The organism is Bifidobacterium sp. M0353, assembly GCF_016100645.1.
Lineage (GTDB): Bacteria > Actinomycetota > Actinomycetes > Actinomycetales > Bifidobacteriaceae > Bombiscardovia > Bombiscardovia choladohabitans.
In genome coordinates this window covers 180,673-202,164 of sequence record NZ_JACFSB010000001.1, presented here as the reverse complement: position 1 = coordinate 202,164, position 21,492 = coordinate 180,673, and the positions used below count along the sequence as shown (strand labels likewise).

Sequence of the window (21,492 nt, the reverse complement as noted above, 5' to 3'; positions counted from 1 at the left end):
GTATCAAACGACCGACAGCACCCAGGCCTTCAAGGACAACGAAAAGGAGCCGCAAGACCAGACAATGGCGAGCCGAACCAGAAAATCACCAGAGGTGAGACGGGCGGAAATCACACAAGCCGCCGCCCATCTCATCAGCCAGCATGGATACAACGGCATATCCCTCAAAGATGTCGCTGACATGGTGGGGATGTCACAGCCGGGCGTCCTCCATTATGTGGGCAGCAAGGAAGGGTTGCTATCCCTCCTGGTCACGGACATTTATGACGTCAATGGCACCCCGGAGGAATTCATGCAGACAGGCCTGCCCGGGTCCGACCCCGATCATCCGCATCTTCCGGCCTATTTCGACTATCTGGTCGCCCACAACGCGGGGCGGCCCGAACTCACCCAGCTATATACGGTCCTGGAAACCGAGGCCATCTCCACCAACCATCCCTTGCACGATTACTTCATCCGCAGGCCGACAGAGGTCTGGGAGCACTATTCCAAATTCCCCTGGCTGCTTCCTGATGGCATAGAGTGGGCGGCAGACATGCCAGGCAAGGTGAGAATGAGTCTGGAAGTCATGGACGGCATACAGATACGGCTGCTGCGTGAGCCGAAAATCGACTACATCCGGGAATGGAGCCGGTTCAAGGCGCTGATCTTCCCCTCCCCGCTCTGGGATGGATATTGCTGATCAAAACCACGCCCGCAGGAGTCAAGACGACAAAGTGATACCGGGCACCGGCCAGCCCGACTAGTCCATCCTGAAGGGCCTGGCATCATAAGGCGCCTGATACCGGCGATCCCTCCAGAAGTATTCATAATCGTGGTCATTGATCGGACGGACGACCTTGCAGGGGTGGCCGTAGGCGACCACGTCGGAGGGGATGTCCTTGGTGACCAGGGACCCCGCCCCGATGACCGTGTTGTCTCCGATGGTCACTCCCGGCATGATGATGGCGCCTGCTCCGATCCACACATTCCTGCCGATGCTGACCGGAACCGTGAACTGGGGTGTTCCATAGGCTCGTATATCGGGGCGAATGGTGTGCCCGGTGGTGACGATGGTGACATTGGGACCGAACATGGTGTGGTCGCCTATGTCAACGCGTCCGTCGTCAACCAGAACCAGGTTGAAGTTGGCATAGCATTTGCTCCCCCAGTAGGTGTTGCAGGCCCAGTTGGCCCGTACCGGTCCCTCGATCCAACTGCCTTGGCCGAATGAGCCGAACATCTTCTTGCAGAGGTCCTGCTTCTTCTCCACCTGGCTGGGACGGCAGGCGTTGAACTCGAAGACCAGATCCTGCTGGGCGTCCTGGACCTGCTTCATTTCGGGTGTATCGGCAATATAGATCTGGTCGGTGTCCAGCAGAGCCTTGATCTGCTCGCGGCTGGTCATGGGAACCCCCTCTTTCCTTGATCCTCGTGGTTCAGCAATTCCGAGGCCGGCGCGTTGGTTCCAAACACCGGCCTCGGCCTGGCGGCTACAGGCTCTCCAGAACCTTCTCCTCGTCCTGGACGGGTGCTGCCTGCCCCGCATCCAGGCCGGTCGATTCCGCCGGCTGGGATTCCACGGCTGCCTTGTGGCCCTGGTTGAGTTTTTGCTGGTCGCCCGGCTTCTTGGCAGCGGCGATCATCAGCTTGATCCTGTTGAGCTGGTTGGCCTCCGAAGCGCCGGGGTCGTAGTCGATCGAGACGATGTTGGCCTCGGGATAGGTCCTGCGAATCTTGCCGAACATGCCGCGTCCGGTCACATGGTTGGGCAGGCAGGCAAAGGGCTGCGCGCAGACGATGTTGGGGGCGCCGGACTGAATCAGTTCGATGATCTCGCCGGTCAGAAGCCAACCCTCTCCCGCCTGAACTCCCAGGGAGGTGACCGACGCGGCCTTGTCCCTCAGATCGCTGATGTGGGCGGGAATGTCGAACTTCCCATGGGAGGCCTTGAAGCCGGCGATCATGGGGGCACGGTAGACATCCGCAGCCTTGAGGACGATCTTCTTGACACCCACCTGGCCGCCGGTGCCCAGCATCTCCTCGTTCCATTCAGCGTTGGAGATGCCGTTGACCATGAAGTCGCAGACACCGGGGAGCACGGCCTCGCAGCCCTGGCTCTCAATCAGGTCGACCACGTGGTTGTTGGCATCGGGATGGTACTTGACCAGGATCTCCCCGACTACGCCAACTCGCGGCTTGCGGGGAATATTGCGCAGAGGCAGCTGGTCGAAGGCCCGGATCATCCGCTTCATCAGTGTGCCATAGGGCAGATAGCCGTGGCCATAGACCTTCTTTGCGGTCCTGGAGTACCCGTGGTGCTCAATGGTCTCCTTGCAGATCGTGTCCCAGAGCTTGTAGAGCCTGTTGGCCGAGCCGGGCTCCTGCTCGTAGGGACGGACCCTGAGCAGGCACTCGATCATGGCATCGCCCAGGTAGAAGGCCTTGACGGCGCGGTGCAGCAGAGCCGGGGTTACCTGAAGGCCGGGATTGGCCCGGAATCCTTGAACGCTCAGGGTGATGATCGGGACGTAGCCATAGCCTGCATCAGCCATGGCCTTGCGCAGAAGGCCGTAGTAGTTGGTGGCTCTGCACATGCCGCCGGTCTGGGTGACGATGACCGCACACTTGTGCGGGTCGAACCTGCCGGACAGGAAGGCGTTGACCAGCTGCCCCACCACGATGATGGCAGGGAAGCAGGCATCGTTGTTGACGTACTTGACCCCGGTGTTGATGTCTTCGGCCGTGGCATGCTTCAGGAGCTCGAAGTGGTAGTCGGCGCTGGAGAAGACCGCCTCCAGAAGGGAGAAGTGCACTGGGGACATCTGCGGTGCCACCACTGTGAATTTGTGCCCCATCTCCTTGGTGAAGCGATGTTCGGTGGCGTACTTGGACAGGGTCGGCTTGGCGGCGGCTCCGTTGGCCTGGACATCCTTGACCTGTCCGGCCGGGCGCTCTGCCGACTTGCTTTCGGCTTCCTTCTGCCGCGATGCCATGGTCTCCCGGATGGGTCTGATACCCATGGGGTGAAGACCTATCAGACCCTGATCGCTTTTGTCGTGCAGGGCCACGAACCGGGCCAGAGCCACGATGTCGGCCTTGCGCTGGGACAAGTTGATCTTCTGCGCGTTGGTGGACCGGAACCCATCGGATTTCGGCTGGTCAGGCGCATCCGCTTCCACTGCTTCAATATGGCTTGCAAGGTCTTGAGAATTCTGAGAATCAGACGAATCCTCCACCTGAACCAGGTCAGGCGATGAACCAACTTCCTTGACCGCGACCTTCGCAGGCGCCTGTTCCATAACGGGCGCTTCCTTCTGGCCTTCGCTGTCCTCCTGGGCCAGATCCCGCTGATGGCGTTCGTCCATGGCGGCCTTCAGCGAGCGCAGACGGATCTTGGCTGCACCCAGGTTGGAGACCTCGTCGATCTTCAGCTGCGTGTAGACATCGCCCTTATCGGCCAGGATCTCCTGGACCTGGTCGGTGGTGATGGCATCCACGCCGCATCCGAAGCTGACCAGCTGGACCAGCTGCAGGTCGGGATACTCGGAGACGAACCTGGCTGCTGAATAGAGCCTGGAGTGGTAGGCCCACTGGTCGGTCACCCTCAGAGGCATCTTCTGATGATCGTCGCCGAATCCCGGCACGGTCTTCCTGAACTTGGCGGCCGTGGGGTTGTTGGAGGCCAGGGCCCGCTCCCCCGCCGCCGGAATGATATAGTCGCTCAGCTTGGGCAGTTTATGCACGTCCAGCTCACAGATCGAGTCCTCGGAGAGCACGGCCATGCCCAGGGAGCAGATGGTCTCGGGAATGCCGTGGTTGACCTCGGGGTCCACATGGTAGGGGCGTCCCGACAGGACCACGCCCTTGACTCCATACTCCTGCATGTAGGCCAAAGCACGAAGCCCCTCCTGGCGGACATCCTCCTTGAACCGGGCATCCTCACGGTAGGCCTCCTGGACAGCGGTCCGGGCCTCCTCCTCGCTGACCTTGGCCCAGTCGAAGACCTTGACGATCCGCTCGACCATCTTCTCCTTGTTGGACAGGTTGAAGTAGGGCCTCATGAAGCGGACGCCGTTCTCCTTGAGCTCGGCCATGTTGGCCTCGATCACCACCGGGTAGTTGGCCACGATGGGGCAGTTGTAGTGGTTGTCCGTATCGGGAACCAGTTCCTGCTCATAGGTGACGCAGGGGTAGAAGATGGTCTTGATGCCCTTGTCGACCAGGGAGTGGATGTGCCCGTGGACCAGCTTGGCCGGGTAGCAGATGTTCTCGGAGGCGATGGACTCCATCCCGCTCTCGAAGAGCTCATGGTTGGAACGCCCGGAGATCATGACCCGGAAGCCCAATGAGGTCAGCAGGGTAAACCAGAAGGGGTAGTCCTCATACATGTTGAGCACACGGGGAATGCCGATATCGCCCCTGGTGGCCTTGTCGGGGGTCAGACGACGGTAGGCGAAGGCCCGCTTGTACTTGAAGTCGTAGAGGTTGGGACGGTCGGAGCGCTTCCTGTTCTTGTCTCCGCCACGTTCGCAGCGGTTCCCGGTGACATAGCGACCGCCGTCCTCGAATTCGGTGATGGTCAGCTTGCAGTGGTTCTGGCAGAGCTTGCAGACATCGTGGGTCGTGGTCATGGAGAGGTTGTCCAGATCATCCCCCGCCAGGATGGAGCTGACCACATGGCCGTTCTCCACCTTCAGGTCGGGCAGGGTCGTCTTGAAGCCCTGGTCGTTCTTGGAGGCAATCTTGTTGACGGCGACCGGTGACACCTTTGACTGGGTGGAAGTCGGAGCCCTGTTGGGCGTGGTCGGCGTGCTGCCCACGGACTTCGCCCCGTCGACCGCGTGAGAGCTTGCCGCGACGATATCCTCGACCTCTTCATTCTGCGGGCAGTGCATGCGGGCCGTCAGCGCGGCGCCGTAGGCTCCCATGAGCCCGGCGATGTTGGGCCTGGTCACCTTGCGGCCGGTCAGGAGTTCGAAGGCCCGCAGAACGGCATCGTTGAGGAAGGTGCCTCCCTGGACCACGACCACCGGCCCCAGGGCGTTGGCGTCACGCAGCTTGATGACCTTGTAGAGGGCGTTCCTGACCACCGAGTAGCAGAGCCCGGCGGCGATGTCCTCCGGGGAGGCGCCCTCCTTCTGAGCCTGCTTGACCGAGGAGTTCATGAAGACCGTGCAGCGGGAGCCCAGATCGGTCGGGGCCTCGGAGGCCAGCGCCTGCTTGGTGAAGTCCTGGATGCTGATGCCCATGGACTGGGCGAAGGTCTGCAGGAAGGACCCGCAGCCTGCCGAGCAGGCCTCATTGACGCAAATCGAATCGATAACCCCGTCGTTGACGGCGATGTATTTCATATCCTGCCCGCCGATGTCGATGACCGAGGTGACGCCGGGGCTGATCTCCTCGGCGGCCCGGTAGTGGGCCATGGTCTCTACCACACCCTCGTCAACATGCAGACCGGCCTTGACCAGACCCTCACCATATCCGGTAGCGCAGGCACGGGCGATGTAGGCGCCCTCCGGCAGGGACTTCCTGACCTCCTTGACGATGTTGGCGGCGGCGATCAGCGGGCTGTCCTTATGCACTCCGTAGGTGGACCAGACGATGGTCTTGTCATCGTTGATCAGGACGGCCTTGATGGTGGTGCTGCCCGCATCGATGCCCAGGAAATGCGGCCCCTCGGCTCCGGACAGATCCCCGGTGGGGATGACCTGGGCACCATGCCGGTCATTGAACTCCTTGCGCTCGTCTTCGTCCAGGAAGAGCGGCCGTATCGTTCTGGCCGTGGAAGGCATGTTCTCCAGGCCCTTCAGGGCGGAGAGGACACCATCCAAGGAAGTCAGATCAAAGTTCATGTCCTGATTTCGGCTGGCATCCGTGGCGGCCTCAGCCGCCGGAACCTTGTTCCCACCGTCCACCAAGGTGGTGGTGCGGCCATCCTGCATGGCATCCTGCAGAGCCATCTTGTCCAGGTTCGAAGCCTTCTCGGACCTCGCCTTGTCGACTTCAGCCTGGTCCAGCCCCCAGGCCGGGCCGAAGGGGTCGTTTACATCGGTCTCTGGCGAGTAGTCGGTCTTGACCTGCTCGGCCTTGTCCTGGTCGTCCTGGTCGTGGCGGCCAGCCATGATGGCGGCGCCATAGGCCACATAGAGGTGCGCGTTCTCGGGAATGATGTAGCGGCTGACCCTGTCCTGGAGGATCCGTTTGAAGGCTTCCCTCAGCTCACTCATAAAGAAGAGGGGCCCACCCAAAAAGATCACGTTGCCACGGATGGGACGTCCGCAGGCCAGACCTGAAATGGTCTGTGTGGCAACGGCGTTGAAGATGGATGCAGCCAGATCCTCCTTGGCGGCTCCGTCGTTGATCAGGGGCTGCAGGTCGGACTTGGCGAAGACCCCGCAACGCGATGCGATGGGATAAATGGTCTTGTATTTGGAGGCCATATCGTTCAGGCCTGAAGCATCGGTGTTGAGCAGGGTGGCCATCTGATCGATGAAGGCTCCGGTCCCTCCTGCGCAGGATCCGTTCATCCGCTGCTCCGGAGTGGGCTTCAGATAGGTGATCTTGGCATCCTCGCCGCCCAGCTCGATGATCACGTCCCCCTCCGGATAAGTGGCGTTGATGGCCTCGGTCTCGGCGATGACCTCCTGGGCAAACTCAGCCTGAAGCTGGCTGGCAAGCTCCAACCCGCCCGAGCCGGTGATCACCAGGCTGATGGGATTGCCGGCCAGGCCAACCCGTGACAGGGAGAGCCTGATGTCGGTGACCAGTTCCGCCACGCACTGTCGCACATTGGCGTGGTGGCGGCGATAGTCGCTGAAAAGCGCCTGATCCAGCCTGTCTCCTGTGCCAAGAACCACGGCCTTGACTGTGGTGGAACCAATGTCCAAACCCACACGCAGGAGATCCCGCGGTCCTGTGCCCTTATATCGACCCGCTATGTCGACGCCATCAGACATGAAACAACCTCAATCCGTGAGACCGCCGCATGATGGGCTCGAAAAGCAGACACCACATCATATCCGGCTTACTTTATTTATGCTACCGCCAGAGCGTGAATAACTTCCGCGATCCAGGGAAACAAGACTGTCTCCTATGACACAGCCTCCTATGACACAGCCACCAGCAAAACCGCCTCTGGTGCAGGCAAGCCGCAGACGAGGGCAGGTGCAGCAAGGCGTTGTTCCAACCCCTCTCTTTCACACTTTGACCTCAATCCAGCCTCCTTGCAAACGGGAGAAATGCCACTGTGCCCTCGGCGAAATCGGCTCAAAGAACAATCGGCAGAGGGCCTGCAGCAGACCGGCAGAGACATGGAATTGTCCCCGTATTGAGAGACCCTGAGAGGACGTTTCCTTCGCTGACCAACCCGCATACCATCCTGTACGGGCTATGCCGGATGAGTTGGTCAGGCTGGCGGAACCGATGGTCAGGAGGCATCAGGTGCGAGCATACATGGGTTCGAACATGCGCGGGTCGATGGGTGCGTCGACTGGCTCAGCCCCATCCGGACTGGCCCCCAGGCCCTTGGATCAGCTGCCCCGCCTGGCACGAGATACCACCGAGGAAGATCCCTGGCCGGTCAGTGTGCTCAGCCAGAAGTACCACGACGCAGTGGCCCGCTGGCCCGGAGCCTGGGTGGAGGGTCAGATCGTGGAGATCAACACCCGCCGGACCGGTTCGGCATACCTGACCCTGCGCGACAACTTCGAGGACATCTCCATCAACGTCATGGGCTTCCGCGCCTTCGCCACCCAGGCCAGGGACTTCCGCCAGGGCGACCGGGTGGTGGTGCACGGGCGGCCCGACCTGTGGATCAAACAGACCCGTCTGAGCTTCATGGCCGACCGGATCAAGCGTGTGGGCACCGGCGACCTGAAAGAGCAGATCGACCAGCTCAGGCGCAAGCTCAAGGGGGAGGGCCTCTTCGATGCAGAAAACAAGGTTCCCCTCCCCGAATTCCCCCAACGCATCGGCCTGATCTGCGCGCCCAAGGCCAGGGCCGAGGGGGATGTGATCACCAACGCCCGTCTGCGCTGGCCCACAATCGAATTCTCCGTGGTGCACGCCCACGTCCAGGGTCCTCAGTGCCCGCCCGAGGTGGTCGAAGCCATCCAGAAGCTGGATGCTGATCCTGCTGTGGATGTGATCATCGTGGCCAGGGGCGGCGGCAGCTTCGAGGACCTGCTGGGCTTCTCGGACGAGTCCGTGGTCCGGGCCACGGCAGCCTGCGTCACCCCCATCGTCTCGGCCATCGGCCACGAGGACGACTGGACCCTTATCGATCTGGCGGCGGACCTGCGCGCATCCACCCCCACTGATGCAGCCAAGCGGGTGGTGCCCGACCTGGTCGAGCAGGAGGGGATCATCCAGGAGGCCCGGATGCGCATAAACGCGCGTATTGAAAATATGGTCGAAGGCGAGACGCGCTTGATTGAGGGATATGCCAACCGCCCCAGCCTGACCAAGCCCCAGACCATGCTGGACAAGCCCCAGCGGTTGGTCGATGAGTCCCTGGTTCGCCTGGACATCGCCCTTCGGCGGATCGTGGACGACGCCTCCCTGACCGTGGAGAAGCTCCAGTCCTCGCTGACCGCCCTCTCTCCCCAGTCCACGCTGGACCGCGGATACGCAGTCGTGCAGACCCTGGACGGGAAGGTGGTCGTCAGCCCCCAGCAGGTCCAGACCAATCAGGATCTGACCCTGACCGTCAAAGAAGGTCGGATCGAGACCAGGGTCGTCAGCGGGCAGTGACCGATCCTACGCGGTCAGCCACATATAATCATCAGCGATAATCATCCTTATTAATTAAAAATTTGATAACGCACCAGATAAGAAGAGGAGCAGGCATGAGCGACACCGACGAGGAGCAGACCAAGGATCAGGGCAAGGAAGAGCCGGTATTGGCTTCGGCCCTGAGCCAGAAGGAACGCGAGACCATCGCCAAACTGCCCTATGAGCAGGCCCGGGATCAGCTGATCCAGGCGGTTCAGGCCCTTGAGGCCGGCGGCCTGGACCTGGATGCCTCCATGCGTCAGTGGGAGTTTGGCGAGGCCCTCGCCAAGCGCGCCCAGGAGCTGCTGGGCCAGGTGCGGGCCAAGCTCGACGCCGCCCAGCAGGAGCAGGCCAGCGCCGGAGCCCAGGCTGGCACCCAGTCCAACTTGGATTCCTGAAAGCCCCTACTCCACCATCACCGTGGCCAGCAGGGCCGCATGATCCGAGCCCGCTATGGGTACGGCCTGCAGCCGATTGGCCCTGATGTCACGGTCCACCACAACATGATCGATGGCCGCCAACCTGGGCAAGGGGGCCCTGTCGGCCGGCCAGGTCATGCTCATGCCATGTCCGGCCTGACGCGCCCCATCGCTGAACCGCTCCCCCAGCATGTCTCGGAATACCGCATGGTCATAGGTGGCGTTGAAGTCGCCCATCAGCACGTATCGCGTGTGCTCGTGCTTTCGCAGTTTCCCCAGGTCGGACACGCTGCGTCGCCAGGCGTTCCAACTACCCGGTTGCGGCGAGGTGGTATGGACCGAGACGAATCTGACGCTGGTCTTGCCCCTGCCGAAGTCGATGCTGGCCGCCGGCATCATGGAGGAGCGGGAACCCACGTCGTCCTTTGAGGGCGACTGCATTGGCGCGGCCGTCCAAAGGCCGTTGGCATATTCCTTCGAGGATGTGGAAAGCTGCTCGTGCGGTAGGTAGCGGTCGATACCGGCCTTGTGCAGACGGTCCACAAAACCCTCGCTGACCTCCTGCAGAGCCAGCACCTCCACCCGGTTGTCGCTGACGGTCTTGACTACCTGATCGGCATCGGCCTGACCCTTGTAGACGTTCAGCGTCATGACCCGGGCCACCTCGTCATAGCGGTCGGGATGCTCAAGGGCCATGAGCTGATCAGCTTGCCCATTGAGCTCGGATCCTTGCTGGTAGAAAGGGTACTGCCAATAGACATTCAGGGCCAAGGCGGCGATAAGCAGCAAAGCCGTAAACCATCGCGAAGCCATCAGGGCCAGGACCAGGGCCAGCAGACCCAAGAGGATGAACCAGGGCGTCAGCGCGGCCAGGTCCGGCAGATAGGGTATCGCTGACAGCCATGCCGGGCAGGCACGCGCCGCCAGAGCCAGCAAACTGGCCAACGCAAGCAGCCTGGCCACCCATCCAAAGACATGCTTCACCAGGAAGGACTGTCTGAATCTCGCCATGGTCTCCTCCAGCAAATCATCGCCGACCCGGTCCCCTTCCGAGGAATGCACAGTCAGCTCGGCCGTTGAGCAATTGTAAACCTTGAGCGCATGGCGAGTAGGGATAGGGGGCCAACTTCTCCAGGAAGAGCACGGTCCCAAGGCCTTCCCTTGGCCCGCACACCAGCGACCTGCCCAAGTCCCACCTCGTGGTACAGTAGTTTCCGTTGCCCCGGTAGCTCAGGGGATAGAGCACTTCTCTCCTAAAGAAGGTGTCGTGCGTTCGAATCGCATCCGGGGCACCCTGTATTTGCCAACGAAGTAAATATTCAGGATAATAAAGAGTTGCATATTCGCACATGACTGACGAGTCTGCGCAAATATGCACTTGAAAACCTGCTCTGGATACTGTCCGGCTCGATCACTGTTGATAAGCCTAATCAGAAAGGAATACCGTGCCTCATCAAATGCACCAGAAAGAGGATGTAGAGGATAATCTCCTCAACTGGAATGACAGGGCAGTTGTGCATGCCAACGGTGGCTATGGAGATCTTGACGCATTTGCGGATGACCCATCGGCCCTGTCGTCAGTAACCCTGCGAGATCTCGAGGTCTTGAAGCCCCATCTGCCAGGACACAGCATCAAAGGGTTGCACCTTTTGCATCTGCAATGCCATATAGGCTCTGATACCCTGTCATGGTGGCGCTTGGGAGCACGAGATGTATATGGCCTGGATTTCTCTCCCACCTCGCTGGATTATGCCAGGAAACTGTCTGAACGGGCCGGCGCATCCATAACCTATGTTCAAAGTGATGCTCGTTGCGCTGCCGATGCCATGCCCGAGCAGAAAGGCTCATTCGATGTAATCGTCACCAGCTGCGGAACCATCACCTGGCTTCCCGATTTGAAGGACTGGGCTCGTTCAATCGCCTCCCTGCTAGCAGACGGTGGAATATTCATGATCCGCGACAACCATCCACTGCTTTTCGCCTTGAACAATGAGGGCATGTCGATAGTTCAAGATTATTTTGGCGGAACAGAAACGACCTACGAGACGGATCAAAGCTACACGTCAGCAACCGACTCGCTCGAAGATGGGACAAAACCCCAAATTACCCACACCACCAATCACAATTGGGCTCATGACTTCCAGGAAATAAGCGGCGCTCTTCTGGATGCCGGACTGACTATAGAGGCCATCGGCGAGCATAATGTGGACGACTGGCAGTCACTGCCAATGCTTGAGTATAGTCCAGACCTCCAGGGATGGATCATGCCCCACAATCAGCCTCAGATCCCCCTGACCTTCTCGATGGTAGCCAGAAAGAAAGCCTGACCGGGCAAGTACGAGCGTGATTTTGCTTAGACATGGTCTGACTTAGCCCGACGACCTTTCAGGCAGATTTGCTGCTGCTCCTATTCCATTGCAGCATACGTTGCGTAAAGGAATAAGCAGCATTCCAAACCGAATTAAGGTAACGAATTATCGTTCACCTTCGATTCAGCCTATGTCGAGGAACAGATGCATGAAAGGCCGGACTTTGTGATTGCGTAAAACGCGTATTTTAGAGTTGCGTTTTTACCGATACACCGCAGGAGCCGACAGCACAATCAATACGTGTCAGTCACCCGCCCTGCTTGAGTCTGCGATACTTCATGGGCGTCATGCCCGTGCTCTTTTTGAAGGATGCACACAGCGAGGATTCGGATGTGAAACCACACTGCTGACAAATCTGTCGTATGGACATCCCGGTGTTTACCAGCAAATACTGCACCGCATGGATACGGGAATCCACCAGGTAGGCATGCGGCGTGATGCCGGTCTCCTGCTTGAACAACCGAATGAAGTGGTACTCGCTCAAAAAGACCCGTTTGGCCAGCTTCGAGACAGTGAGCGGCTCATGCAAGTGGGAGGAGACATAGGCGATCGTGTCCTCAACCACCTCCTCCTGCTTTCGTTTGAAGGATCGCGGCTGCTCATCGGCAAACTCGGTGAGCAGGTCGGTGATATATTTGGACATCCTCGCTTCCGAATAGCCGTTTTCCGCTGACATCAAGGAGGTAATGGTCCGCATCCGCTCCAAGGCGTAGGTCTCGGAGGAAAGCATGAAAACGTTGCTTAGCTTCCTGATGATGTAGTCGTAGTAGGGCCGAGCCATGATGCCGTCGAAGTGGAGCCATTGGGCGGTCGTCGGGACATCGGTGCCGTAGGCATGGTGTGCGTAGCAGTTGACCAGCGCAAACCGGCCCTCCTCGGCCACGAACGACCCTTCGGGCAGATTCAACGTCAGCTTGCCGCTATCGATATGAATGATCAGATAACTGTCAAAGGATCTCCGCTCCAGCCTATAGCCGGGTTCATAGGAGAATTTGCCCACCCGCAGTGGATAGAAGAAAGTCGTTCGCGCAATAGCCGAAGGGGTGTGAATCAAAAAGTCAGAGGCCTTGACATCAATGCCGTGTTCAGCAGGCTTCGCCACAATCTCCCCTCCTTCCCGCAAAAACACGTTCCTACAAGTCAGGACAGCCACTCTTGACGACCCCTAAACAAACGCAGGAATACGCACAAGCAACCGGCAGCTTCAACCTTACGCATGAAGCCACGAGACAATACATTCATCAGTCACAGGGCATCGTCCCTGCCCCTACAGCAAAGCCGTTGCCTCATACTCAAACAATACAAGGCAACGGCAGAGTTCCCATTACTTCATGAAGATCAATGTACGTTGAAGCCCTGCTGCTTACCGTACTCCTTCAGGTGCTTCTGCCAGGCATCCACACCCTGCTTCAGGGTGATCTTCTTGTCGGTATAGGCGGAACCGACGTCGTCAGCGAACACGGTCCGCGCATAGACCTCGAAGGGCAGCGTGGCGTGACCAGGGATCACATCGCTCGCCGCCTTGGCCAGAACCTCGTTGTACTTCTGACCGCCGAAGTATTCGATGTCATCGCCCTTGGTGTTCTTGACGGTGGTGGCCTCCTTGAACTTCTTCGATTCAGTGGTCTTCACATCGTCGGGGAATGAACCGCCTGCCACGCGAGCGTCAATGCTGGCCTGATTCCGCGAGATGAAATCAATGTACTTATAGGCTGCATCGGTCTTCTTGCTTGAAGCCATAATCGCCAGCGACGAACCGCCATGGTTGGAGTTGACCGCAGACCCATCCTGGGTGGGCATGGTAGTGACCCTCCACTTGCCAGCTTGGTCAGGTGCCACGTTGACCAGCGTAGTTGGGATCCAGCAGCCGATCAGCGCAGATGCGAGCTTGCCATTGTTCAGACTCTTGTTCCAGTCCTCGGTCCAGATGACGGTCTTGGTGTCGACCAAATCCTCGTCGATCATCTTCTGCCACCACTTGATGAAACTCTGAGTCCCCTTGTCGGAATCGAGGTTGATGGACAGATCCTTGCCATCTGCGGACAACTTGTAAGGATGCCCGTTGGCCTGCCATATCATGGCGTCGAAGAAGCCCGCGTCACCGGAATCGGCAGCGATGTAGGAACCCACCGCCCGAATCTTCTTAGCAGCCTCGTAATACTGATCCCAGGTCTTGATCTGGGTCGCATCAACGCCAGCCTTGTCAAACACATCCTTGTTGTAGAAGAAGGCCATGGCCCCCGAGCCAAAGGGCAGCCCGTAGGGCTTTTTGTTGACCAGAACCGAATTCCAAGTGCCAGGATTGTAGAACTTCGAGTAACCCTTGGTCCTGTCACTCAGATCGGTCAGCCGATCATTGATGGCATACTGGCTCAGGGCATAGAGTTCGATTTGCGCCACATCAGGTGCTCCCTTGCCTGCCTGGAAGGCATTGTCAAGTGCAGTGTACTGCTCCTTGGCTGTCCCGGCATTCTGCAGTTTGATCTTGATGTTCGGGTACTTCTTCTCGAACTCCTTGGTTGCGGCTTTCAGGGTGGGCTCCCATGCCCAGACGTTCAGCTCCACATTCTCGTCACCACTGCTCTGCTTGCTACCGCCGCAGGCGGTGACACCGAGAAACATGGCCAGTACGCCGGCACAAGCTACTAGACGCTTCAGCCCTTTTGCATGTTTCATTACATCACTCTTTTCTCTTAGTGCTATTCATCAGGTTTTTATTGGGATGAATCCTTGCCGCATGACAGACGAAAGACTCCCTTCCCGGCCACTCACCCTGCGATTGGCTCAACTGGCCGCAATTGCAAAAATCCATTCATTCCTTGACCGCACCTGCAGCCAATCCGGACTGCCAGTACCGCTGGAGAATCAGGAAAGCGATCATCAGAGGAATGACAGTGATCAGCGATCCGGTGATGACGAGATTCTGTATGGCGTGACCGCCGGCAGTGTTGGCCTGGTTCTTCCATTGGTTCAGTCCGATGGTCAGGGGGTACCAATTGGCATCCTTCAACATGATCAGGGGCAGGAAGTAGTTATTCCAGGTGGCCACTATGGCGAACAAGGCTGTGGTGACGATTCCGGGAGCCAGCAGAGGCAGACTGATGGTCAGGAAGGTTCTGAACTCCCCCGCACCGTCAACCCTGGCCGCCTCCAGGAGCTCTGTAGGAACAGCCTGCTCGGAGAATATCCACATGAGGTACAGGCCAAAGGGACTGATAAGGCTGGGCAGGATCATGGCCCAGGGCGTATTGGTCAAGCCCATCTTGGCGAACAGAAGAAACTGCGGAACAGCCAGGGCAATGCCGGGCACACTGATGGAACCCAGCACGACCGCGAAGACTGCCTTGCGGCCAGGAAAAGCGAACTTGGCCAAGGCGTATCCGCCCATGATGGCCAGTACGGTTGCGCCACCCGCTCCCACTACCACGTAGAGCAGCGTGTTCAAAAGCCAACGTCCGAAGATGCCGTCCTCATAGGTGAAGACCGTGGTTATGTTGTCCCAAAGCGCGAAGGTGTGACCAAACCAGAGGCCGAAGGTCGAGGTGAAGTCAGACTGCGTCTTAGTGGCGTTGATAATCAGGTAGGCGAAGGGAAACAGGCAGTACAGAGCGAAGATGCCGGTAACCAGCGTCAGCGTCATCGAGCGACGGGGATTCGCGGGATTGGAGAATCCGTTTTTTGCGGCGCGTTTGCGTTCCGCCCTTTCATCCCTGGCCACTCGCTTGGCACGTCTGCGTTCACGCGCCCGAATCGCTGAAGGCGTCTCATCCAAAATGTCAGAGGTCATTTCATCTGCTCCTTCAGACTGTTCAACTGGACCGCATAAGCGATCGCCATGGTGATCACCGCCATGACGATGGCCAAGGCCGCGGCATAATTCGACTGGTTGCCCGCGAAGCTCAGACTGTAGGCGTACATATTCGGCGTGTAGTAGCTGGTAATGGTGTTCCCAGGCACCATGTTCTGCATGATCGAGGGTTCATTGAACAGCTGGAAGGAGCCGATGATGCTGAAAATCACGGTGATGGCCAGACTTCCACGCAACTCCGGCATCTTGATCCGCCTGACGATCTGCCATTCGCTGGCCCCGTCGATTGCCGCCGCCTCATAGAGCGAATGCGGAATCGTAGACAAGGAGGAATAGAAGATCAGCATGTTGTAGCCGGTGTATTCCCAGGTCACGATGTTGCCGATAGATACCAGAAGAATATTGGAAGCCAGCAGGTCCAGATGCAAGCCGGTCCATGAATTGAAAGAGCCGACCAGTCCATACTTGGCCCCGTACATGAATCCCCAGATCAGCGTGGACACGACGGCAGGAACGGCATAAGGCAGGAAGGTGGAAATTCGGAAGAACTTGGTTCCGTGCAATCTCATGGAGTCAATCGCCAGAGCCAACAGGGCTGCCAGAAAGAGGCAGAGCGGCGCCTGGATCAGCGTAAAAGCACTGACACGGCCGACCGAACTCCAGAAATGACCATCTGCGAACAAACGTTTGTAATTGCTGAGCCCGGCGAAAACCGTGCCGCCAACCATTCGTTTTTCAAAGAAAGAAATATAAATTGCGTAGATGATCGGGATGATGAACACCAGCAGGAAAGCCACAGCGAAAGGCCCCATGAACTTCCAACCGCGCCAATCCCGTCTGTGCTTGTTGACGGTGCTCGACTGCTGATTGTTCGCGACATCAGCTGGCCCTGCCGCCGATTTGGAAAATGTCATTATTCTCCTTTGAGATGTCTGATTGCGTGAACCCAACCCCCTACTGTCAACAACGACGAAGAAGAACTGGGTCAACAACCCGGAATCGAGGGAACGGACGCCCCTGCAACTGGCCGTTGAGCATCGAGATGTCAGAAACTGTCAGCCATTCAGACAACTCTGTTGAATGTAGATGTTTTGCTGTAAAAGGTCACGATTGTTTTTCATATGCACACATCCTTGTGCCTCTTTTCATTACGTTGATAGTACAATCATTAACGTACTTTCAGTCTATAAACAAATAGAACGCTCCGTACATGAAAACTGCTATCTAATATTGAAATATTGCTTTCGCTGTAAGGGGTTTGTCGTCTGACTACCTGAAAGCGGTTCCGGTTCGCCAATTGCAACTTTGGTGAACCAGAACCGCACAGGGTGTTGGAAGACAAGACGCCCGCGGTACCCTTATCGTCTGCTTGACAGGTATCGTCTGCCGAGCAATGCCGCGAACGACGTCAGTGCCAGAGCTCCGACAAGTAGGGCTACCGAGATTATCGAGGCTCCCGAATGCGCCAGAACCGCATGTGAAGGTCCGCCAAGCGGAGAATCATTTCCGTTCAAACCCACAGCGCCTGTGCCGGACGCATTCCGCCCGGTGGCCTTTACCCAAATACCGAAGCTGGCGTTCACCCCGCGGTAGGCCACGACAATGGTCTTTTTGCCGGCCACAGTAGAGTCAAAGCCCGTCACCGACAGCTCGGGATCATCCAAGGCCAAAGGCCTGACTTCTGTGTGATTCGTGTCCTTTGAGATATACACAGCGCTGACCGCCAATCCGCTTGGGTCAAACCGCTCACCGATGGCATAGCTGGTCTTCGTGGGCGGGACGACCTGCAACCCCTGCAAATCGAAGGACCGGTAGCGGACCGAGTAGACTCTGGAGCGCGACCCGTCAGCAGAGGTGACGGTAATCAGGCTCTTGCCACCGATGGTCTTTCTTTCATCAGTCTGAACCACCTTAGCCGCGTTGTCCCTGCTAAAGGCCTGCAAGACCGGGTTGCTTTCGGAGCCAACCGGCAAATCGACTACATAATCATTGCGATCGGACGAGAAATCTGTAATGGTTTGTCCGTCCAAGCGCAGATCAGCCAGGTTGGCATCATTGCCTGGCTCAGGCTCGAAGGCCGAAATACTCTCCGTGCCGTTTACCTCGATCTCGGCCACGTTGATATACGTTTTGGTGTCCTGGAGACTGTTGACAAGCCGCACCGCCTTTGCCTGGACAGGGCTGGCCAGGGTGAAGGTCACCGTAGGCGCATCGGTTTCTGTGGAGGCATCAGTACCACCGGCCTGTGGAAGATACCATCCCGTCTTGGTTTCCAGCCGGTGCCAGCTGTCGGATTGATCGCAATATTCCAAGGTCTGCGACTTTGGCCAGGATGCTCGCCCATCCCAGTGGAAGACGGTCTTGACCTGGCTGATAGTCCGGATTTTGTCGAAGTTGAAGGTGGCTGTCGGATCGACATCCGAAGATGCCGACTGGGTGGACCACCCCGAGGCAACATGTCCGTCAATGGCTTTTCCAGCCGTATCACCATCCTGGACGTTGACCGAGAAGTGGGTGCCGGCGCCCCAAGCCAGATTTCTGACCGGGCCTACCCATGGACGGGCCCAGGCTTCGATTTCCGCCGCATCCATCCAGGCGTTGTCTACCGTGTTGACGATGCGGACCTTGCTGGCCCCTACCATCCCTGCTGCCTGGAAGGTCACGGTCTGACCAGGCTGCGGGTTGTTGACGACCTTCCCCAGCGGCTTCCAGTTGGCACCATCGTTGGTGTACTCAGCCTTGGCCGACACCGGCGGATGGTCCTTGTAGGTGATGGCCACCCGATCCAGCTGACGCACTTGCCCGAAGTCAAGATTGGCAGTTGGGCTATGGCGGTAGTTGCCGGCCGAATTCCATGTCGCCCAGGCTTCCTCCCGCATATTGCCATCAGTGAGTTTCCTCCACTGATCCTCCTTGCCATACTCAACGTCCTGGTCGGTAACGGTCAGGTTATAACTGACATCAGCCACGTTCTGTGGTTTGGCTGCCTCCAGGTACAGGCTGAAAGACAGGGGCAGGGAACGTCCTCCGCTTATGGCCAGGTTGCCTTTCACAGGCACCACATCACCCTCGTGCGCCCGGTCCAGCTTTCCTTGAAGATCAGCCCAATCCCAGCTGACGGCATGAGGGTCGACCTTGATGGCCGGCGAAGCCTTGACATGGGCGTAAACGGTGGTGGCTTCCATCGCTTTGCGGGCCTCCCGGGCATCTGAACCGAAGAGAATAGTGGCGGAAGCAGGATCGGTCACGGTAAGATCGCCCACGAAAACCGATGCCTGGCAAGGGAATGTATTGCCAAAGAAATCAGTGGCAACACCTTGAACCTGATAGGTTCCCTCTCTACCTACATCAACGGCCTCTGTTTTCCAGACCACAGGTACTGGCTCCCCTTGACCCCAGGAATAATAGGGAATCACGGTTTGAGGCATGGCCACGGATCCGCCAAGTGGCACCTGGACCGTGGTCTTCTCGGCCCCTGTCGGCTCCGTAGACCGGAAGTACCATCCTTGGTTGTCGGCACCGGTCGATTCTGCCACAGAGATCGTGGCACCCGCATCGGTCCGCTGGCCAGTCACGTCCAGGGCAACCTTATCTGCCTGGTTGACCAGGCTGAAGGTCTTGCCGTTTTCCGTATTGAGCATCCAGATGAACCGTGCATCGGTACCGATGGATGCCCTGGTACCCGCCCGCATCCGGCCGTCCGCGCAAAGGAACCTGCTCCCGTCTGCAGAAGAGATCAGGTACCGAGGCAGCTTGGGACTGCCGGCAGAGGACTCGACGCTGTGAACAGTGAAGGCCTGGGATCGTCCCTGATCCGGATTCTTGGCCATGCCCTCAAGCATGAGAAGACCATCGGAGGACGCGGTGAGCATCTTTCCTGACTGTTGCCCTTGAAGCTGAATCGTGCTGCCATCCTTGACCTGGGCCTGTGGGGAGACCCCGGATACGCCGGTGAGCTGTATGGAGGCGATGGAACGAGCCGGCAATTTGACTGTGGCCGTCTTGGCTGCCGCATCGATGGTGACTCCATGCGGCTGCTCCTTATTGGAGTACTTGTTCATATAGCTCATATCAGCCGTGTATATGTCCTGCTGATGATCAGGTTCGGTGGTCAGGAAGAGCTTTCCGCTCGCGTCGGAATCGATGCTCCCGTAGTTTGACAGATCGATGACCAGCGTCTGCGGCTGATCGCTGCCGTTACGGTGTATCACCGTCTGTGTCTTGCCATCTGCCGAGCTGGCGGTCATATTGTCCTTGGTTGCGTTATTGGCGGTGATGAAATCCCCTGGATGAATGAATTTGGTGTAGGCGCGAACAGCATTGTACTTCGCGTTGACCACGATCCGGCAGGGGCGAATTCCCGAGGTCTGGCCTCCATTGTTGTCCACTTCCCTGCGAGAGTAGAGCTTGCCGTCAACGCCGGCGACCGAGCAATCATAATCGAGAAAGACAGTGCCCCAATTGGTGTCCTCCCCCTTGGGATTGGCACTGTTGCCATTCATATCCTTGTCGCCAGTGGCCACATTGTAAAGGTCCTCACCGATTTGCCAGAAGGTGTAATCCCTGGACTGCAAGGCGTAGACATCTGCGTTGATCTTACCGGCCATGCCCAAGGCATTGTCGAAACCATAAGGATTGAAGCCTCCGGATTGCCAGGAGCCATCCACCTCGCTCATGGACAAGGCTTTGCCATCCCCCTGGGCAATGTCCCGGGCAGCCCGCTGGCGGTTGGTGCCATACCCGTGGGTGTTGTACTGGCCGATGGCATCCCTGACATCCTGCGGATAGCGATGGTAGGAATCGACAAACTGGCCTGAATCCGTCGCATCGGTAGCTGAAACCAAAGTCTGCTGCAGGCCTTCTGCATCCAGAGCCGATCTGAGCGCGCGTATGACATTGCCGGCTGTCCCAGTATCGACATGCATACCCTCCTGAGGCTTTTTGACCTCGGTGGTATATGGCGTAACAGCCTTGTTCTTACCTTGGTAATACCGATTCCAGTATCGGTCGATCAGAGCTCTGTCCTCGGCTGGCAAGGCATCCGAAGCCCTTCCTCGCGGCGAGCTCCAGTATCCTGTCTCCGACTCGTTGAGCGGCTCAACCGTATTGATCCCAACCCGATTCCCGTTGTCGGCATGGAGCTGTGACAGATGCCGGGTTACCGCAGCCAGATACTGAGCGAATTTGTCCGCATCCGCAAGGTTGTTGGCATTCCCGCTATCGCCTCCGCTCACATACCCGCTTTGTGTCATGAACCAGGGAGCCGCATTGGCTGCAGCCTCGACGTGGTCGATGTCATGGTTCTGAGCTCCCCTCTTCAGCCACCATTCCTGAGCCTTGACGTCGCGGGCCTGCGGGGAATCAGAGGAGGCGGATCCCCACACATAGGAGGCATCGCTGTGAGGATCGAAAGCCCGATCAATGCCGGCCTTGTTAGCCATCGTTGTCGCCAGACCGCCGTAAAGGCCCAAGGAGCCATCCGGGTCCTGGGCCCAGTAGCCGGGCATAGCGGCTCCCTGCCGCATGAACGGATAGCCATATGCCACGTCCGAGGCATTGCCACCGCCTATGTTGTAGCGAGCCTTGTTGAGACCAAGACCCTTCCTACCGAAGATGCTCGTATAGAAATCCTCACGAAGTTGCCGTCCATAGGCCAAAGCCTTGGCATCGGTCTGAGGGTCTCCGCTGGATTGACTGATTGAACCGGGTTCTCCATAGTTGCCTGTGGCATTGGCAAACCATGCCAAGGAAGTTCCCCAACCCTGGAAGGGGCCATCGGCATACCAGGGATTCGGCGTCACATTGATCGTTTGTTCATTCTCCGATGCCATGGCCGGAGTCGCCATCGATGCACCAGTCAGAAGAACGGCCCCTGCCATCAATCCTGCAAGGACCTTGTGGGATATGCTCATGTCCTGTACCTTCATTCTTCTCTGAATAGTCAGACTGTCCACCCAACGGCTCATCCCGGGGTCCTGGCATTTAAGGCGCCATTGCTACAAAATAAGGACCCTGTCGCGAGACATGGTTACGTGCACTGCTCTGTCGCAGACCATGCCATGCGGAAGTGGCTAACTTCCAACCACCTACATATGAGCCGGACGGGAAGACTTCCGTTTGCCTATACGGTAAGCCCGGGAAT

General features: G+C 58.2%; 12 protein-coding genes and 1 tRNA gene. 5 read left to right on the top strand and 8 right to left on the bottom strand.

Going from position 1 to position 21,492, the window contains the following annotated elements:
• Positions 1-64 precede the first annotated feature (64 nt).
• Positions 65-682 (top strand): TetR/AcrR family transcriptional regulator, encoded by a 618-nt coding sequence (locus tag H3V04_RS00685; protein WP_198187468.1) that lies wholly within the window; start codon positions 65-67, stop codon positions 680-682.
• Positions 683-742: 60 nt separating this feature from the next.
• On the opposite strand, the gene H3V04_RS00680 is transcribed toward H3V04_RS00685, so the two are convergent.
• On the bottom strand, positions 743-1,387 hold the full coding sequence (locus tag H3V04_RS00680) for a sugar O-acetyltransferase (protein WP_198186889.1): 645 nt from the start codon (positions 1,385-1,387) through the stop codon (positions 743-745).
• Between the two features lie 85 nt (positions 1,388-1,472).
• Positions 1,473-6,938: an acyl-CoA dehydratase activase-related protein gene (locus tag H3V04_RS00675; protein WP_198186888.1), complete on the bottom strand. Its 5,466-nt coding sequence runs from the start codon at positions 6,936-6,938 to the stop codon at positions 1,473-1,475.
• Between the two features lie 520 nt (positions 6,939-7,458).
• Between H3V04_RS00675 and xseA the strand changes: the two genes are divergently transcribed.
• Together xseA and H3V04_RS00665 are read left to right on the top strand one after the other, a co-directional pair.
• Positions 7,459-8,733, top strand: coding sequence for an exodeoxyribonuclease VII large subunit (gene xseA, locus H3V04_RS00670; protein WP_198186887.1), 1,275 nt, complete (start codon positions 7,459-7,461; stop codon positions 8,731-8,733).
• A gap of 95 nt (positions 8,734-8,828) precedes the next feature.
• Entirely contained in the window at positions 8,829-9,152 is a 324-nt protein-coding gene (locus H3V04_RS00665) for an exodeoxyribonuclease VII small subunit (RefSeq protein WP_198186886.1), read from the top strand.
• Between the two features lie 6 nt (positions 9,153-9,158).
• Here H3V04_RS00665 and H3V04_RS00660 read toward each other — a convergent pair whose 3' ends face one another.
• Complete coding sequence (locus H3V04_RS00660; RefSeq protein ID WP_232342396.1) at positions 9,159-10,184, bottom strand: endonuclease/exonuclease/phosphatase family protein; 1,026 nt, start codon at positions 10,182-10,184, stop codon at positions 9,159-9,161.
• Between the two features lie 208 nt (positions 10,185-10,392).
• Here H3V04_RS00660 and H3V04_RS00655 point away from each other — a divergent pair.
• Both H3V04_RS00655 and H3V04_RS00650 read left to right on the top strand, forming a co-directional pair.
• Positions 10,393-10,465: transfer RNA gene (locus tag H3V04_RS00655), tRNA-Arg, on the top strand.
• A gap of 165 nt (positions 10,466-10,630) precedes the next feature.
• Positions 10,631-11,500, top strand: a complete 870-nt coding sequence (locus tag H3V04_RS00650; RefSeq protein ID WP_232342394.1) for a bifunctional 2-polyprenyl-6-hydroxyphenol methylase/3-demethylubiquinol 3-O-methyltransferase UbiG — start codon at positions 10,631-10,633, stop codon at positions 11,498-11,500.
• Between the two features lie 289 nt (positions 11,501-11,789).
• On the opposite strand, the gene H3V04_RS00645 is transcribed toward H3V04_RS00650, so the two are convergent.
• From H3V04_RS00645 to H3V04_RS00625, 5 genes are all read right to left on the bottom strand, one after another.
• On the bottom strand, positions 11,790-12,644 hold the full coding sequence (locus H3V04_RS00645) for an AraC family transcriptional regulator (RefSeq protein ID WP_198186883.1): 855 nt from the start codon (positions 12,642-12,644) through the stop codon (positions 11,790-11,792).
• A gap of 236 nt (positions 12,645-12,880) precedes the next feature.
• Positions 12,881-14,218, bottom strand: a complete 1,338-nt coding sequence (locus tag H3V04_RS00640) for an ABC transporter substrate-binding protein (RefSeq protein WP_110412545.1) — start codon at positions 14,216-14,218, stop codon at positions 12,881-12,883.
• 136 nt (positions 14,219-14,354) lie between these two features.
• Positions 14,355-15,329: a carbohydrate ABC transporter permease gene (locus H3V04_RS00635; protein WP_198186882.1), complete on the bottom strand. Its 975-nt coding sequence runs from the start codon at positions 15,327-15,329 to the stop codon at positions 14,355-14,357.
• Complete coding sequence (locus H3V04_RS00630; RefSeq protein ID WP_029677855.1) at positions 15,326-16,264, bottom strand: carbohydrate ABC transporter permease; 939 nt, start codon at positions 16,262-16,264, stop codon at positions 15,326-15,328. The genes H3V04_RS00635 and H3V04_RS00630 overlap by 4 nt, the downstream gene beginning before the upstream one ends.
• A 444-nt stretch (positions 16,265-16,708) precedes the next feature.
• On the bottom strand, positions 16,709-21,262 hold the full coding sequence (locus H3V04_RS00625) for a discoidin domain-containing protein (protein ID WP_198186881.1): 4,554 nt from the start codon (positions 21,260-21,262) through the stop codon (positions 16,709-16,711).
• Between the last annotated feature and the right edge of the window lie 230 nt (positions 21,263-21,492).

Excerpts from the sequence above, each read along its gene's own strand:
- H3V04_RS00685 (WP_198187468.1), top strand. The coding sequence starts at position 65 with ATGGCGAGCCGAACCAGAAAATCACCAGAGGTGAGACGGGCGGAAATC.
- H3V04_RS00680 (WP_198186889.1), bottom strand. The coding sequence starts at position 1,387 with ATGACCAGCCGCGAGCAGATCAAGGCTCTGCTGGACACCGACCAGATC.
- H3V04_RS00675 (WP_198186888.1), bottom strand. The coding sequence starts at position 6,938 with ATGTCTGATGGCGTCGACATAGCGGGTCGATATAAGGGCACAGGACCG.
- xseA (WP_198186887.1), top strand. The coding sequence starts at position 7,459 with ATGGGTGCGTCGACTGGCTCAGCCCCATCCGGACTGGCCCCCAGGCCC.
- H3V04_RS00665 (WP_198186886.1), top strand. The coding sequence starts at position 8,829 with ATGAGCGACACCGACGAGGAGCAGACCAAGGATCAGGGCAAGGAAGAG.
- H3V04_RS00660 (WP_232342396.1), bottom strand. The coding sequence starts at position 10,184 with ATGGCGAGATTCAGACAGTCCTTCCTGGTGAAGCATGTCTTTGGATGG.
- H3V04_RS00650 (WP_232342394.1), top strand. The coding sequence starts at position 10,631 with ATGCACCAGAAAGAGGATGTAGAGGATAATCTCCTCAACTGGAATGAC.
- H3V04_RS00640 (WP_110412545.1), bottom strand. The coding sequence starts at position 14,218 with ATGAAACATGCAAAAGGGCTGAAGCGTCTAGTAGCTTGTGCCGGCGTA.
- H3V04_RS00635 (WP_198186882.1), bottom strand. The coding sequence starts at position 15,329 with ATGACCTCTGACATTTTGGATGAGACGCCTTCAGCGATTCGGGCGCGT.
- H3V04_RS00630 (WP_029677855.1), bottom strand. The coding sequence starts at position 16,264 with ATGACATTTTCCAAATCGGCGGCAGGGCCAGCTGATGTCGCGAACAAT.
- H3V04_RS00625 (WP_198186881.1), bottom strand. The coding sequence starts at position 21,262 with ATGAGCATATCCCACAAGGTCCTTGCAGGATTGATGGCAGGGGCCGTT.